Source organism: Endozoicomonas sp. PH6C, from assembly GCF_059322965.1.
Genome location: NZ_CP185342.1, coordinates 4,339,967 through 4,356,208, shown reverse-complemented (window position 1 = coordinate 4,356,208; position 16,242 = coordinate 4,339,967). Strand labels below are relative to the sequence as shown.

At 50.6% G+C, this 16,242-nt stretch carries 11 protein-coding genes; all 11 read right to left on the bottom strand.

The window, feature by feature from the left end; genetic code table 11:
* Window positions 1-347: 347 nt before the first annotated feature.
* On the bottom strand, window positions 348-2,207 hold the full coding sequence (locus ACOMG9_RS16885; protein ID WP_494529139.1) for a V-type ATP synthase subunit A: 1,860 nt from the start codon (window positions 2,205-2,207) through the stop codon (window positions 348-350).
* 90 nt (window positions 2,208-2,297) lie between these two features.
* The gene (locus ACOMG9_RS16880) at window positions 2,298-2,999 is read right to left on the bottom strand and encodes a DUF2764 family protein (protein ID WP_422134603.1); all 702 of its coding nucleotides are present in this window, start codon (window positions 2,997-2,999) and stop codon (window positions 2,298-2,300) included.
* 62 nt (window positions 3,000-3,061) lie between these two features.
* Window positions 3,062-3,748 (bottom strand): ATPase, encoded by a 687-nt coding sequence (locus tag ACOMG9_RS16875; RefSeq protein WP_422134602.1) that lies wholly within the window; start codon window positions 3,746-3,748, stop codon window positions 3,062-3,064.
* Window positions 3,749-3,799: 51 nt separating this feature from the next.
* On the bottom strand, window positions 3,800-4,249 hold the full coding sequence (locus tag ACOMG9_RS16870) for an ATP synthase subunit C (RefSeq protein ID WP_317145793.1): 450 nt from the start codon (window positions 4,247-4,249) through the stop codon (window positions 3,800-3,802).
* Between the two features lie 2 nt (window positions 4,250-4,251).
* Entirely contained in the window at window positions 4,252-6,060 is a 1,809-nt protein-coding gene (locus ACOMG9_RS16865; RefSeq protein WP_448217739.1) for a V-type ATP synthase subunit I, read from the bottom strand.
* Complete coding sequence (locus tag ACOMG9_RS16860; RefSeq protein WP_422451436.1) at window positions 6,050-6,706, bottom strand: V-type ATP synthase subunit D; 657 nt, start codon at window positions 6,704-6,706, stop codon at window positions 6,050-6,052. The genes ACOMG9_RS16865 and ACOMG9_RS16860 overlap by 11 nt, the downstream gene beginning before the upstream one ends.
* 3 nt (window positions 6,707-6,709) lie before the next feature.
* The gene (locus ACOMG9_RS16855) at window positions 6,710-8,113 is read right to left on the bottom strand and encodes a V-type ATP synthase subunit B (protein WP_422134599.1); all 1,404 of its coding nucleotides are present in this window, start codon (window positions 8,111-8,113) and stop codon (window positions 6,710-6,712) included.
* Between the two features lie 374 nt (window positions 8,114-8,487).
* On the bottom strand, window positions 8,488-9,489 hold the full coding sequence (gene argF / locus ACOMG9_RS16850) for an ornithine carbamoyltransferase (RefSeq protein WP_422451438.1): 1,002 nt from the start codon (window positions 9,487-9,489) through the stop codon (window positions 8,488-8,490).
* Between the two features lie 345 nt (window positions 9,490-9,834).
* On the bottom strand, window positions 9,835-11,958 hold the full coding sequence (locus tag ACOMG9_RS16845; protein ID WP_448217738.1) for a hypothetical protein: 2,124 nt from the start codon (window positions 11,956-11,958) through the stop codon (window positions 9,835-9,837).
* A gap of 19 nt (window positions 11,959-11,977) precedes the next feature.
* The gene (locus ACOMG9_RS16840; protein WP_494529138.1) at window positions 11,978-13,879 is read right to left on the bottom strand and encodes a hypothetical protein; all 1,902 of its coding nucleotides are present in this window, start codon (window positions 13,877-13,879) and stop codon (window positions 11,978-11,980) included.
* A 70-nt stretch (window positions 13,880-13,949) separates the two neighbouring features.
* Window positions 13,950-16,199, bottom strand: a complete 2,250-nt coding sequence (locus ACOMG9_RS16835; RefSeq protein ID WP_494529137.1) for a tetratricopeptide repeat protein — start codon at window positions 16,197-16,199, stop codon at window positions 13,950-13,952.
* Window positions 16,200-16,242 lie beyond the last annotated feature (43 nt).

Here is a 16,242-nt window from a genome sequence, read left to right as displayed (position 1 = left end):
TCGCTCATGGCTGTCCCGGTAAGCGGTTGAGAGAATTTGTAAGTACCCAAAACTTTTAGCAGTTAAATGGAGAGCTGCAAGTTCAAGTGTCTAAATATCCAAATTCTGGCCAATGAGCAGGTAAAGATATGAGACCTGTTTCAGCTGTTTCAGAAGATCATTATTGGGAAGGTCTGATGGGAGCCAGTCACAGTTTGTTGTGTTCTCTGAGCAACGAACTGCGAAACAGGAACCTGTCAGGTGACTAACAGTAATCCCCGTCGTCTGGTGGGTGTCAAAAGGGAAAGTGTCAAAAGGGAAAGTGGGCTGAGGCGGTAGCCTCAGCCTAACTGGTGAGCCACTCAGAATCAGGCTGCGGCTGCGGTACTAATGTACTGACTCCTTAACTCTTCGATCTTCTGCAGATAGCCGTTGTATTCAGGGGAACCGTCGTGTGAATAGTTCAGGTTCTTGAGCAGGCCGGTCAGCTTGACGAAGTAGTCACGGGCAACTTCTTTATCCTTGAAGGCGTACTGCTGACTGATCAGGCTCACAACCAGCTCGAAGCAGGCCTGCTGGCGACTCAGTGGGCAACTGCTGTCGACGTCATCAAAGGCGTCCTGCTGGAGGTAAACCATATCCAGGAAGAAAGACTTCTGGAAAGTAACGTAATCTTCCAGAGTAATACCTTCTTCACCGGTCACCTGCATCATCTGGTTAATGCTGTCACCTTTGACAAGCAGAGCCTGCATTGCCTTGACGGTATCGACCCAGTCAGGGGACAGGTTTTTGCTGTACCAATCGGACAACTGATCAAGATAACGGGACCAGGAGATCAGTGGATCTATGGCAGGGTAGAAACGCTTGTAGGCGCGGTCGTACGACAGCCCCAGAAAAGTTTTGACCGTACTCAGAGTGGCCTGGGTGACAGGCTCCTCGAAGTTACCACCGGCAGGAGATACGGAGCCTACCAGAGTCAGGGAACCTTCGTCTCCTTCTTCGTTACGAATCACACCACAACGCTCGTATACACCTTTAATGGCGGAGTCCATGTAAGCAGGGAAGCCTTCTTCACCCGGAATTTCTTCCAGACGGTTGGAGGTCTCACGCATGGCCTGGGCCCAGCGGGAAGTTGAGTCTGCCAGAGCGAGGACGTTGTATCCCATCTGACGATAGTACTCACCCAGTGTCAGACCCGTGTAGATAGAAGCCTCACGGGCAGCTACCGGCATGGATGAGGTATTACAGATGATGACGGTGCGGTCGATGAGAGAGCCGCCTGTTGTTGGATCTTGCAGGTGCGGGAATTCTTCAATGGTTTCCACCACCTCACCGGCACGTTCACCACAGGCTGTTACAATGACGATGTCGGCATCGCAGTAACGGGAGAAAGAGTGCTGGAGTACCGTTTTTCCGGAACCGAATGGACCGGGGATACAACCGGTGCCACCACGGGCAATGGGGAAGAAAGTGTCCACGATTCTCTGGGTGGTGACCAGGGGAGTATCAGGATACTGACGTTCAGTTTTACCTTTTCTGGACAGGGTTTCAGAAATGGAGTGACGCACTGGCCACTTTTGAACCATGGTCAGGGCAACCTCGTCTCCCATCTGATTGCGCACTTTGGCAACAACGGTATCAACGCTGAAGGAGCCTTCCTGAATCCAGATCACTTCCACTTCACCTTCGGTGTTGAAAGGAATCATGATTTTGTGGGTAAAGCGACCTTCCGGGACCGTACCAAAGGTTTCACCCGCGTGAAGTTTGTCGCCAATCTTGGCCACAGCTGTGAATGCCCATGTCTGACTGCGATCAAGCGCATCAATCTGAACACCACGCTGCAAGAACTTGCCGTGCAGAGACGCCAGTCTTTCCAGAGGGTTCTGCAGACCATCGTAGATCATGGAAAGAATGCCGGGACCCAATTCCAGTGAGAGCAGCTGCCCCGTTTGGATGATAGCATCACCTACCGCGACACCCCGGGTGTCTTCGTAAACCTGAATATCTGCGATATCACCGCGAACCCTCAGGACTTCCGCCATCAGTTGCTCTTCAACCTGTTCATTGGAACGACGGCCGGGCATCACATAGACGACTTCGTTTTTGGTCAGTGGCTTACTGCCCAGACTCTTGATGGTGATGATATCACCCATTACGGCAACGACTTGGGCAGAGGCTCCTTGGGCCAGTGCCTGCTGTTCCGGTTCTGTGTTTGTCTGTTCACTCATTGGCGTTTTCCAAAAGCTGTTTACTGCTTGCCATGACGATAGAGTCCTCAGGCATCAGAGGGATGCTGTATCTTTTCATGGCTGCTTATATCAGGCTGTCCCCCAGGTACTGGTTCCAGATAGTGGGTGGACAAATTCGCCCAGCGCCAGGTCGGTCAATTCGTTAAAACGTTCCACTGCCTGGTCACCGTCGTAGGCTGTCCAGCGGGCGACCAGGTTCCAGCGCAGAAGATAGATCACAACCGCTTCAAAGTCGAAGCTGTGTTGTCTGCCAGCGTCGTCCAGTCGGCGCCACACGGCTTCCAGCAGGGTTTTCTCCAGTGTCAGATAGTCCTGCTTGTTCAGGCAATCAATAGCCTGTGGAATCCATGGGAAGGCATGCTGAAGGCCTAGTGTCGGGTTGCTCCAGTTGCGGCGAATGTAAGCATAGCGGGTACCGAAGCTCCACTGAGGATCGCCCGGTGCCTGCTTGCCCTGCATTTTACGACGCAGTGCTGCCATGACCGTTCTCATGTCCAGCCGCCAGTTGATCAGATCACGCAGAGTCTGGCTGGGAAGTTCTCCATGCAGACGGGCAGCCAGCTTGATCAGGGCTGCCTCGTCTACATCTTCACCCAGGTGGCTCCAGTGCATAAGCTGCTCGACCTTGATCAGGGTATCCTTGTCTTCCTGATTCAACATGGAGAGGCGTCGATCCAGTTGCAGACGGGAGATCGGAGTGATCTTGCTGTCAAACAGTGAATCGATGTGAGGCAGCGAAGTCACCAGGGTGTAATAGGCGTTTTCTGCCATTTCATGCTCCCAAAAAGTCCGGCGTTTTCAGTCTTGACTGTCAACTTCCGACTCTTAACTCATTATTTGACGATACCTTCCAGCAGCGCCCGGAAACGAGGCTGAAGGTGCCTCAGTAAGACAGCAGTGACGGTTTGGTCACTCAGTTCTACTTCGATCTCCTTGTCCTGAAGACGGAATTTGATACCGCTCTGACTGGTCTTGCCTACCGAGAAAGTCACCCCCTCCTGAAGCATTTCAGCAGCCTGACCAGTGACGAAGTCCAACAGAGGACCTTTTTTAACCAGGTCCGGGTTTTTGCGCAGCTCATCAAGACCAATGACCTTGCGAGGCAGGACCACTTCGAGGTTTTTCTCGCCATGCAGGTTATTTTCGCCCGCCACTTCAAGAATCATCTGCTTGAGCACTTCTTCTTTCTCGAGGGAGCCGCTGACCAGGGCGCTGATCTGTCCGGAGAATTTTTCCAACAGGTAATCTTTCAGCTCCAGAACGGCATTACGCTCCGCGAGTTGCAGGGCTTCCTGACCGGATTGGGTGATAAAGTCCGCCTCTTCACGGGCTTTGCTGACAATCATGTCGGCTTTCGCCTGAGCTTCCCGGACCAGCTCGGCGGCATGGCTCTGGGCCTCGCTGACAATCCGGTCAGCCCGCTCACGACCGTCCTGTACGCCCTGATTGCGCAGTTTTTCGATCAGCTCCTGGACGCCAACAGAGACGTTCTGGCCGCCAGGATTCATTGCTGCTGTCATAATTTATTCCTCTGGTTAACAGTCCACCGTCAATTGTTCACAGTCTTCTGATCAGGCCGTGATCTGCTGACCCAGCACCAGAGCAAATACGAATGCGAATACCGAAAAGCCCTCAACAATTGCAGCAGGCGCAATGGAAAGGCCAAAGACTTCCGGTTTGTTCTTGGAGGCATTGATACAAGCGGCAACTGCCTGACCCTGGTAGATAGCAGAGTACATCAGGGCAATACCGGTCAGCAGACCAATACCCAGCAGGCCCGGGGCGCTGTTATCGGAAACACCGATACCGCTGAGGGTGAACATGATTACAATGCCGTATATAACCTGTGATGAAGGCATTGCCGACAGGCCGATAAATTTACCGTAGCCACTTTCAACATCCAGCATGGCACCACAGGCCGCCTGACCAGCGACTGAACAGCCAATGGCTGAACCCACTGCCCCCAGTGCAACCGGTGCAAATACGCCTATCCAGCCCAGGGCCAAGATCAGATTTTCCATGTTTAATCCTCTTGTTTTCTAAAAGATTTGAATGGGTAGCCCTCGTCGGACAGTCCCCAGTTAACGAATTCAATCACGTTGAGACGCATGCCATGTACGACACCGCTCATGATGCAAAGGGCAAAGTTGAGTATGTGTCCCAGCAGCAGAATCAGGCCGCTGAACAGCACGCCAATGACCGGACTGGAATCCAGGGCGTCCATAGCCAGGGTGTTGAAGGTCATTGCCAGGGAGGCACCGGAAAGACCCAGGGCAAACAGACGCATGTAACTCAGCACGTCACCGAAAGCGGAGGTGATGTTATAAATACCTTTCAGGCCGTCCAGACCTCTGAGGCAAAGACTGCCGATGGAGCGAACCGGACGGGTGCTGGTAAACAGGAACACCAGTAAAGCACCTGTGATCAGCCCGGCAGGTCCAACCTTGTCGGCAAAAACAGTCGGCAGAGTACCAGTCGTGCCCAGCCACATTGACAAACCCGAGGCCATAATAATTGCCCAGCCAACCGGGGCGAGCGCATGACTGCTACCCCGGTTGACCACTGCCGTCATGATGTTGGCAATGATCAAATGTGTCACACCGACAAAGACCGACAGTTTCATCATGGCGCTGTAGTTGTTCAGGTTGATGACGGCCAGATGACCGAGAATCCCCCCCGATTCTGGTGCCACACCAAAGTAACTGCCAATCAGAACACCCCAGACAACGCCGGCCGCTGACATGAAGTAAGCCAGATTCATCAGGCGTGAACCGGCCTCGGTTTTTTTCAGGTTCTTGCGGAACATGAACACGATGCCACCAAACAGCAGGCTGTACATGGCGTCACTCATGATCATGGCGAAGAACAGTGAAAACGAGTAAAAGACCAGATTGCCCGGGTCCCAGGTACGATAGTTGGGTGTCTGGAAGAAGCCCAATGCATCTGAGCCACCGCCAATGCTGTCGGATTTTGCCAGCAGGGTAGGCGGATTGTCTTCTTCAGAGGGCTCCTCGAAGATCGCCGCAACGCCGTTTTCCAGACAAAAAGCCTCCACCGCTTTTTTCTCCGATACCGCTACCCAGCCCTGAACCAGGAAGAAAGTTCCCTCATCCTGAGTGCCACTGCTGGCTTCTTCCAGGGCAGCCTGGTCCAATCTGGCTGCCACCGTCTGACCCAGCAGATAGTGCCAGCGGGTCAGAGCTTCACGCTCTGCCAGCAGTTCTTCCAGCAGATGCTCAGACTCTTCCAGTTCCGTTTCAAGTCTGGAAAGAGGCACCATACCTACATGGGAGCGTGGTACTGGCAGCAGGTCTTCTGCCGGTTCACTGGTAGAAATGACAATCACATAGGCCTGGCGATGGTCCCTGTGAATTTCCTCCCAGGGCAGGTCATCTTCCTTCAGGACTTCGGAGAGAGCCTCCATTTCACCCAAAGGAACGACATAAAACCAGAAGCGCTGGCCATTCAGGTCGGACAGGCTGGGCAAGCTGAACTCTCCCCACTGACGAACTTCACGGATTCGCTCAACCAGTTTGTCACGGGCATCGGACACTTCCCGAACAGAGGTCTTGTTGTCCAGAACCTCGGCAACGACCTGATCAATGCAGACATGGTTTTTGTCTTTGAGCTGTCGACGTGTTCGTGGTGAGCGCTCCAGCCAGGCTATAGCTTCACTGGCCTGTGCCGGTTGCATGCGCAGGCTCTGATCCACGTTGTTATCGGACAGTGGAATCAGGTGCATGCATCCCAGAGTCTGGAGTCCCTGAAGAATCCGGCTTTTGTCTTCTCCGGGCCCGTATAGGGTAATTTTATTCAGCCGTTTAATGGCCATTGACGTCTGCCTCCAGTGATTCCAGTTCACGGGCTCTGGCCAACCTGGCTTCCTGAGCCAGCACTTTACCCTTGGAGAGCTTGGCGTTCATGACGTTGGCACGATCCTGGTCAGACAGGTAGATCTGGATTTTCTGGATACTCTTGCGGGTTTGCGGAATCAGTACCTTGGAAAACAGATTTACCCTTTGGGATGTTGTCCGGGTGGCCTTGTCGAGCTCTTTATGACGCAGCTCGCGCACCTGGTACTCAATGCGTAGACGCACCATCTGCTGAAGCAGTTCAACCAGAAAGTCGACCCAGACTGGCTTGGCCAGGTCACTGTAGGCTTTCAGGCTAATGGCGATGTTCTCTACCCTGGGTACTGCCGTACCCACGATATTCTCATCGATCAATTTGACTCTGGTTACCTTGACCAATCCTTCCAGAGGCACATCTTCCCGGGCCAGCATCGGGAGCTGTTCCCTGACCAGACGCTCAACGTCCGCCAGATGAGACCGGGTTTCTGCCAGCGCCTCTTCAGCCTTTTTCCGTTCAACCATCAACTGTTGGCGCTTCAATTCCAGTGCCGGCAGATAACGGTTGTAGGTTTTGAGGCTGCGTTTTTCTTTGTTCAGCGAGCTTTTATTGAGGGCTACCTTGGCCATGGTTTAAGCCTCTGTCGCAGCTGTTTCCGAGCCAGACTTTTCAGTGGCCCCGGCGGATTCTCTGGCTTCGTCAAGACCAGGCCAGTACTTGTCCAGCAGGCTCTGTTTGAGCAGGGTTTCTTCGGGTTCAAAACATTCAGCCAGTGTCTGCCAGCAAAGATCCAGGGCTTCTTCCAGACCCATCCGGGCTTCAAGAACCATGAAGCGACTTTTGAATTTTTCACCGAAGGCGATCGCTTTCAGGTCGTAGCTGGACAATTCAAAGGCCATGGCCTGTTTCTGCTGGGCATTCACAGAGTCGGAGTAGAAACGGATCATGGTGTTCATGATGTGAGCATGGTCGTCGCGGGTTTCTTTGCCCTGAATCATCTGTTTCAAACGGGACAGAGAACCGAATGGATCAATGACGCCATTGTGCAGGTAGAACTGACCTTCGGTGATGTAACCGGTGTTATCCGGCACCGGGTGAGTGACATCGTTGCCCGGCATGGTGGTTACCGCGAGGATGGTGACAGAGCCTGCACCCTTGTAATCACAGGCTTTTTCATAACGCTTGGCCAGCTGGGAGTAGAGGTCACCCATGTAACCCCGGTTAGCCGGGATCTTGTCCATTGCTACGCCGATCTCTTTCATGGCGTCAGCGTAGGAGGTCATATCGGTTAGCAGAACCAGAACCTTCTTGCTTTCGTTCACGGCAAAGTGCTCTGCCACTGCCAGCGCCATATCAGGCGTCAGAAGACGTTCAACGGTCGGATCAGAGGCCTGGTTGGTAAACATGACGGTACGGGAAGATACACCAGCTTCTTCAAAGGTTGTACGGAAGAAGTGGTAATCGTCGAAGATCAGGCCCATGCCAGCAAACACGACCACGTCAGCTTCAGCCTGAATGGCAATACGGGCGAGGAACCGGTTGTAAGGTTCACCGGCCACCGAGAAAATGGGGATCTTCTGTGATTCAACCAGGGTGTTGAATACGTCAATCATTGGAACATTGGTTCGTACCATTCTTGACGCCAGTACACGACGGACTGGGTTTACCGACGGGCCGTCAATTTCAACCTTGGGGTCTTGCTCCAGAGCCGGACCACCATCAATAGGTTCACCGGCACCGTTAAAAATGCGGCCCAGGATGTTGGGAGAATAGGTGGCCTTCATAGGCTCGCCCAGGAAGCAGACGGAGGCATCAGTAGAGAGGCCCTTGGTGCCGGCAAATACCTGCAGGGAAACTTCTTCGTGATCAATCTTGATGATCTGGGCCAGGGAATAAACCTGTCCGTTTTGTTCGATCATCGCCAGATCGCCATAGCTGGCCCGGGCATTGCCTGCCGTCAGGTTAGGCACTTGAACGCGAATCAAGTCACCAACAATGCTGAGAATGTTGGTGTATCGCAATAGACTCTGGGGCATTTCTGCTCCTCTATACGGCTTGGGAACTGAAAAATCGGGACGATTGACCGGAAAGCCGGAACTTAATCACCATGTGCCTCTCTTAACCTAAAAAAAGAAACTCATGGTCATGGCGGTTCAGGTCAGGATCAAAGGGCCTCTGGTTAATCATAAGTTATCTGTCGCCTATAAACTTGAGGGGCTGGCGATCAGATATTACCGGGCTGCAGAAGGTTTTGGAGTGATAGCTCCGCAGTCTCTGCAGCAGCCGGGTTGCATTGCAAAATTTACTCAATAGTAGACAATTCCGGACGTTTCAGTCTCGAGACTTTGTCAGGTTCACTCTTGGCACAATAAATATCTCTCTTCGATTACCGTCGTTTTGCTCTGACCGGTCAGGCTCCCAGTGTAGCCACCATAACGGCCTTGATGGTGTGCATACGGTTTTCTGCCTGATCAAAAACGATGGAGTGTTCAGACTCAAAAACATCTTCCGTTACTTCCAGGCCCGACATGCCGTATTTACTGGCAATCTCAAGGCCAATAGTCGTTTCATCGTTATGAAAAGCGGGCAGGCAATGCAGGAATCGGGCGTCAGGATTGCCCGTTTTTTCAAGCATAGAGGCATTTACCTGATAGGGCGTCATCAGACGTACACGCTCATCCCAGGCCGCTACCGGTTCACCCATGGAGACCCAGACATCGGTATAGATAAAGTCACATTCATGCACCGCTTCTTCTACGGACTGTGTGACGGTGATTCTGGCTCCTGATTTTTCTGCTAATGGCTGGCAGCGTTCGAGCAGTTCCTGGGCAGGGGTATAACCTTCTGGTGCGGCAATTCTGAAGTCAACGCCCATTTTGGCACAACCTACCAGAAGTGAGTTCGCCACATTATTCCGGCCATCGCCTGCATAACAAAGCTTAAGTTTGTTCAGGGGGCGCCCTTTGCCATGTTCCAGCATGGTCAGAAAATCTGCCAGAATCTGAGTCGGGTGCCAGTCATCGGTCAGGCCATTCCAAACCGGGACGCCTGAGTATTCTGCCAGTTCTTCAACATGCTGCTGGGAGTGGCCACGAAACTCAATGCCGTCGTACATTCTTCCCAGAACCCTGGCAGTGTCTTTCACAGATTCTTTACTGCCCATCTGTGAGCCACCGGAAATGTAAGTCACATTGGCACCCTGATCAAAGCTGGCTACTTCAAAGGCACAGCGGGTTCGGGTGGACGCTTTTTCAAAAATCAATGCGATGTTGCGACCCTCAAGAAAACGGGGCTCGTTACCGCTTTTTTTGGCCTGCTTCAGCTGCGCTGACAGATCGAGCAGCGAAGCAATATCCTCTTTAGTGAAATCAAGCAGTTTCAGGAAATGGTGGTTGGGCAGTCTGAAATCCATCGTTTTACTCTTGCTTTTTGGTAGGCGCATGGTTACATGCTAAATGCACTGGTCGTATCTTCCGGTGGCACTCCAGACGTAAAGGTACACGATTCCGGGAGGCAATAGAGTATATGCGCAAAAACCGGATGACACTACGTAGAATTACTATTAATGTTGCTGCTCAAAATAGATAAGGCTCTCGTAATCAGTAAGTACTTACGTTATGTTTTTCATCTAAAGGATTAAAACCCAAGAGCTTCTATTTCTTCACGAGCAATATTGCGCACCACAAAATGCAAACTACCGCTATGTGCTAAAGAGTAGGAGGTCGTTATTTCCGCGAAGGAGGCTGTTCAGTCTTGGTTACTCTTTGGAAGCTCGTACCTTGTCAAGGGCATCAAATTCGATGCATCGCCAGTATTCGTTTTTTTCTGTCGGTACACGGAAGGGGTCGACAGATCGTGTTCTTGAGAACCATTTATTCCATTCTTGATCACTGGCGCCCATCATCCTGAGACAATGGGCTTTTTGCGAATAAGCTCCAGCATTTGGAGGGTAATTTTTTATGACGGATTCCACAAACTCAAGCGCCTTGTTAAGGTTATCTTTTCCTGCCGCCGCGCCATCTTTGCTTATCTGCTTACAAGCCAGAGTATAATAGTGGATCGAGGTCGCCAGCAATGTGTTGGCACTTTTCGGATACCCGGCAATCATTTCCATAAACCCTGCTTGCCCAATGAATAATTTAAACAGTGCCGATTCACATTCATCCGAACGATATCTTGTATAGCAATGCTGAAGCAGTCTTATAGCCGGTTCCGTTTTGCCAGCCGTTTGCCAGAGTCGCACCAGAGCCAGGTCAATGTCATGATGCCCGGAAGGTTGCCACAGGCTCTCTTCACTATTATCGGGGTGTTTGCCAGTCATGTTCAGCAGCAGTCTTTCAGCCAGTTCATATTTGCCAAGCGACTGCCAGAGTCGCACCAGAGCCAGGTCAATTTCATAATGCCCAAAGGGCTTGCAAAGGACTTCTTCACCGGCATCAGGGTGCTTGCCAGTCATGTTCAGCAGCAGCCTTTCAGCCCACGCAAATTTGCTTTTTCCCTGCCAGAGTCGTACCAGAGTCAGGTCAATTTCGTGGTGCCCGCAGGGCAGGCACAGAGACAGCTCACTGGCATTGGGGTGCTTGCCGCTCATATTCAGCAGCAGTCTTTCAGCCAGTTCATGCTTCTCCATTACCTGCCAGTGTCGCACCAGAGTCAGGTCAGTGTCATAATTCCCACAGAGCTTGCAGAGGGCCTCGACACTGGCATCAGGATGCTTGCCACTCATGTTCAGCAGGAGTCTTTCAGTCATTTTATATTTGCCCATCAGCTGCCAGTGCCGCGCCAGACAGAGGTTGACATCATGATAAGCACAGGGCTTACACAGGGCATCCTCGGTGTCATCGGGGCGTTTGTTGCTCATGTTTAACAGCAGCTTTTCAGTCAATTGATGTTTGCCCATTATCTGCCAGTGTCGCGACAGGCAAAGGTTAATGTCATGGTGCTCACAGGGAGTACAAAGGATTTCCTCAGAGGCATTGAGGGGCTTGCCACTCATTTGCAGCAGCAGACTTTCAGCCGGTTTATGCTCACCCTTACACTGCCAGAGTCTTACCAGAGAAATATTGACGGTATGAAGGTATTTACTTAGTTTCTTTATGGTGCGAGGAAACGTCGATAACCGCAGCTTTTCAGTCAGCTCTGACTTTAAGTTCTGAAGTAGCGGTTCAACCAGCTCATATTTGTACAACAGCTGCCACTGCCTGGTCAGGCAAATATCAACTTCGTAATTGCGGGAAGGTTTGCACAGCGTCTGCACATTAGCATTGGGCTTTTTGTTACTGAGAGCTAAAAGTCGTGCTTCAGCGTGGAGGTTTCTTCCAAGTAGCTGTTCACAGCGGCTCAGGGTTAGATCAAGGTTATGAATGGTTGACGCCCCGTACTCAGTGAAGGTTCCGGTCAATCTGAGTTCTTCCAGAAGATAACAGGCCTCTTTCAGCTTTTCGTAGGTTTGTTCTTTCAACGATCTTGCAAGCCCTATGACTGAGCTTTGGTAGTGGAATTCACCCAGTACGGCCCTGCCATTTTGTATGATCCTTCGGAACATTCTTTCAACATTGATAAAATTTTTTTCTTTTATTAGTTCATCGAAAGCGCTATCGATCTGTTTTTGAATAGCTTCAGGACAACGGGCATTCGCCCTTGTTTGAAACTCCCGGGGAAAGCGCGATTGGAATACAGTTGTTTGCCGGTTCCTGATATTGGAGGGTCTGTTCCAATGTTCCCAGGCACACTGAGCAGGTTGATTAAACACTAAAGCTTTCGGGTCTATGGCAGATGGACGCTTTGTTGCATTATGGTCAGAACCTGAGGCACGATGCTGTAAAGGTTGCGATATTGTTCCGGTCGCAGTGCTGATTGTTGGTGGTAATCCGTAATTCATAGCAATCTAATCTCTCTGGCTATGCCTCTGAATCTGATGGGCATAAAGGTTCATGTTTATTTACTTGTTCTTTGTGGCTTAACACCTTCTGAAGAGCAGCAGATTCGCAGCTTTGCCAGGACGTATTTTTATTCTTATGTGTCCGGCTGGAGTCAAGTAAGCTGGCTTTATTGAAACAGGCCCGCCAGACCTCCTCACTGGCGCCCATCATTCTGAGACAGTGGGCTTTTTGTGAATGAGCGCTTGCATTCAGGGGGTACTTCTCCAAAACTGATTCAACATATTGAAGAGCTTTATTGAGATTATCCTTTCCTGACTTCAGGTCATCATTGATGATCTGTTCACAAGCCAGATTGAAATAATGGACCGAGGTTACCAGCAATGTGTTGGCACTTTCAGGATAATGGCTAATCATCTCCATAAATCCTGTTTGCCCGGCGTACAGACATAACAGAGATAATTGAAATTCATCCGAATGATAAAATTTGCTGCAACGCCAGAGCAGTCTTTCAGCCAGTTCATTTTTGCCCGTCACCTGCCAGATGCATGCCAGGGCCAGGTCAATGTCATGTTGCCCAGAGGGCTTGCACAGGATGTCTTCACTATCATGGGGGTCCCTGCCACTGATGTTCAGCAGCAGCTTTTCAGTCAGTGTATGTTTGCCTATTACCTCCCAGTGTCTTGCCAGAGCGAGGTCAGTGTTATGATGCGCACAAGGTTTGCAGAGGTTTTCTTCACTGTCATCGGGATGCTTGTTGCTCATGTTCAGCAGCAACTTTCCGGTCATTTCATGTTTGCCCATCTCTTGCCAGAGTATTGCCAGAGCCAAATTAATCTCATGCTGTGGACAGGGCTTACACAGGCTTTCTTCGCTGCCATCAGGGTGCTTGCCACTCATGTTCAGCAGCAGTCTTTCAGTGCGTTCAGATTTGCCCATCATCTGCCAGACGCGCGCCAGAGCCAGGTCAATGTCACGATGCTCAGAGGGGCTGCACAGTAACTCCTCACTGGCATTGGGATGTTTAACAATCATGCTAAGCAGCAGGTTTTCAGCCCATTCATATTTACCCGTCAATTGCCAGTTTCGAGCCAGAGCCAGGTTTACGGTATGGAGATAGCTGTGCCGTTTTTGTGAAGTGACAGCGGACCGGTTTGAATGCAGCTCTGTAAACAGTGCTTTTCCCATGTTCATCAGAAGTGCTTCAGTCAGCGTGTTTTTTTTCATCAACTGCCACAGTCGGGCATTAGTAATATCTGCGTCAAAATTGCCAGAAGGCGTGCACAGTGCCTGAACATCGGCATCGGACTTCAGGTTCCTCAGCGCTATAAGTCGTGTTTCAGCTTCAAGGTATTTTCCCAGTACCTGTTCACATCGGCTCAGTGTCAGATCAAGGTGATGGATGGTCGAAGCCCTGAACTCGGTAAACGATCCAGTCAACCTGAGTTTTTCCAGAAGAGAGCAGGCTTCCAGCTGCTTTTTTCGGGTTTGCTCTTTTAGCGACCTTGCAAGCCCTATGGTAGCGTTCTGGTAGTCAAATGTACTTAGTATCTGCTGGTTTTCGTTTAAAATGTTCCGGAATGCTGTTTCTGCATCGATGAATTTTCGTTTTGTCAGTTCTTTGAATGCATCATTGATTCTGCCTTTAATATCCGCAGAGTCTTTTGGCTCCGTCCATTGCGAAAGTGTCTGGGGTAAAAGCGTTTGGCATGCCGCTGCCTGTCGGTCTTTAATGTCTGAAAGTTTGACCGAATGCTCATGAACACGCTGAGCATGCGGAATAAATACTGAAGCTTCAGGGTTTAAGGTGTATTTGCTTTTTGTTATCGAACAGGTTGTTGTCGAACTGGCGGTAGCAGCCGAACCAACGGCAGCGCTCGAATGGGCTGCGCTGCTCCTGACTGGTGGTAATCCGTAACTCATAGCAATCAAGCTCTACTGAAAAACTATGCTCTTGGACAGTTAACGGAGATAAAAGTTCATCTTGATCCATTTAGTCTGTGAGGTTTTTTATTTTCTGAAGGGCAGCTGATTCCATGCTTCGCCAGCAGTCGTTTTTGTTCTTCATTGCACGTAAGGGGTCAAGGGATTTTGATTTTAGGAACAGCTCCCGCCATACAGGCTCTGCTGCACCCATCATTCTCAGGCAGTGTGCTTTTTGCGAAAAAGCGCCAGCATTCGGAGGGTACTTCTCCAATGCTGATTCAACATGCTCAAGAGCCTTGTTAAGGTTATCGTCTCCTGACTTTGGGCCATCCTTTATTATTTGCCGACAAGCCAGAGTGAAATAGTGTAAGGAAGTTGCCAGTAGTTTATTGACGCTGTCCGGATACCGGGTCATCCTTTCCATAAACACTGATTGTCCAATCGATAAACACAATAGTGCTAATTCAAATTCATCCGAACGATACAAGGCGAAGCCACGACTAAGCAGTTTTTCTTCCGATTCATATTTGCCAAGCGCCTGCCAGGTTCGTGCCAGAGCCATGTCCAGCTCTTGAATCCCGGAAGGCTTGCACAGGATGTCCTCACTGTCTCTGGTGGATTTGCCACTCATATTCAGCAGCAGTCTTTCACTCTGTTCATGGTTGCCCATGACCTGCCAGAGTATCGCCAGAGCCAGATCAATAACATATTTTCCAGAGATCTTGCACAGATTCTCTTCACTGTCATCGGGGCGCTTGCCGGTCATGTTCAGCAGCAGTTTTTCAGCCAGTTTTGTTTTGCCGATCTCCTGCCAGAGTCGCACTCGGGTCAGGTCAATCTTATTATTCCCAGAGGGCTTGCACAGGATCTCCTCACTGTCATCGGGGCTCCTGTTAATCATGCTCAGCAGCAGTCTTTCAGACAGTTCATGTTTATCCATTATTTTCCAGAGTCGCACCAGAGCTATGTCAACTTCGTAATTCCCACAAGGCTGGCACAGGATCTCCTCGTCGTTATCGGGATTGATGCCAGTCATGGACAGCAGCAGTCTCTCAGATAGTTCATGTTTGCCTGAAATCTGCCAGTGTCGCACCAGCGTCAGGTCAATATCATGATTCCCACAAGGCTTGCACAGGATCTCCTCACTGTTATCAGGGTGCTTGCCACTCATCTTCAGCAGCAGCCTTTCGGCTCGTTGATATTGGCCCATTGTCTGCCAGAGTCGTGCCAGGGTCAGATGATAATCATATCTTCCAGAGGGCTTGTACAGAATCTCCTCACTGTTATCAGGGTGCTTGCCAATCACGTTCAGCAGCAGTCTTTCAGACCGTTCATATTGACCCATCGCTATCCAGAGTCGTGCCAGAGCCAGATCAATATCACGTTTTCCGGAGGAACTGCACAGGATCTCCTCACTGTCATCGGGATGCCTGCGAATCATGCTCAGCAGCGTGCTTTCAGCCCATTTATATTTGCCCATCGCCTGCCAGTGTATTGCCAGAGAGAGATTTACGGTATGAAGGTTTCTGTGCAGTGCCTTGACAATGGCAGCGGATGAGGCCGACTGCAACCTGATAATCAGCTTTGTTCTCAGTTTCATCACTAGTGTTTCAGCCGACATGTGCTTTTCCATCAACTGCCAAAGTCGTCCAATAGTCATATCAGCGCCAAAATTGTCAGAAGGCTCGCACAGGGACTGCTCATCGGCATCAGGCTTTTTGTTCCTCAGTCTCAAAAGTCGTTTTTCAGCATCAATATACTGCCCCAGCGCCTCTTCACATAGGCTCAGGGTCAGGTCAAGGCTATGAATGGTCGAGGCCCCGAAGTCATTGAGCGGTGCTTTCGACCTGAGTTCTTCCAGACGAGAGCAGGCCTCTTTCTGTTTTGTGTAGGTTTGCTCTTTTAGAGACCTTGCAAGCCCTATGACCAGGCTCTGGTGCTGCAATTTGCTTAAGCTGCTCTCGTTTTTGTCCAGGATGAGCCGGAAAGCTGCTTCTGCATCTATGAATTTTTTATTTGTCAGTGCTTCGAAAGCCTTGTTGATCGCTTCTGTAATGGCATCAGGACAGGAAACATTCGTCCTTTGCTGAAATGTCCGGGAAGCAAAGGTTTCATCTGCAGTGACTTGCCTGCCTGAAATAGTTGGGAGCCTGTTCGAATGACCATCAATACGTTGAGCTCGTTCAGCACGTGGAATAAACTCTGGCGCATCAGGGTTAAGGCTAGATGTATGCGCTGAACCTGACGCAGGATTCTGTGACGGTTGCGATGTCGTATTGGTTGTGGCGCTGGCTGTTGGTATGAATCCGTAACTCATGGCAATCAAAACTTCCAGGGAAAACTACGCTGTTGGACAAGTA

Coding starts and splice junctions, on each gene's coding strand:
- ACOMG9_RS16885 (WP_494529139.1), bottom strand. CDS start 2,207: ATGAGTGAACAGACAAACACAGAACCGGAACAGCAGGCACTGGCCCAA.
- ACOMG9_RS16880 (WP_422134603.1), bottom strand. CDS start 2,999: ATGGCAGAAAACGCCTATTACACCCTGGTGACTTCGCTGCCTCACATC.
- ACOMG9_RS16875 (WP_422134602.1), bottom strand. CDS start 3,748: ATGACAGCAGCAATGAATCCTGGCGGCCAGAACGTCTCTGTTGGCGTC.
- ACOMG9_RS16870 (WP_317145793.1), bottom strand. CDS start 4,249: ATGGAAAATCTGATCTTGGCCCTGGGCTGGATAGGCGTATTTGCACCG.
- ACOMG9_RS16865 (WP_448217739.1), bottom strand. CDS start 6,060: ATGGCCATTAAACGGCTGAATAAAATTACCCTATACGGGCCCGGAGAA.
- ACOMG9_RS16860 (WP_422451436.1), bottom strand. CDS start 6,706: ATGGCCAAGGTAGCCCTCAATAAAAGCTCGCTGAACAAAGAAAAACGC.
- ACOMG9_RS16855 (WP_422134599.1), bottom strand. CDS start 8,113: ATGCCCCAGAGTCTATTGCGATACACCAACATTCTCAGCATTGTTGGT.
- argF (WP_422451438.1), bottom strand. CDS start 9,489: ATGGATTTCAGACTGCCCAACCACCATTTCCTGAAACTGCTTGATTTC.
- ACOMG9_RS16845 (WP_448217738.1), bottom strand. CDS start 11,958: ATGAATTACGGATTACCACCAACAATCAGCACTGCGACCGGAACAATA.
- ACOMG9_RS16840 (WP_494529138.1), bottom strand. CDS start 13,879: ATGAGTTACGGATTACCACCAGTCAGGAGCAGCGCAGCCCATTCGAGC.
- ACOMG9_RS16835 (WP_494529137.1), bottom strand. CDS start 16,199: ATGAGTTACGGATTCATACCAACAGCCAGCGCCACAACCAATACGACA.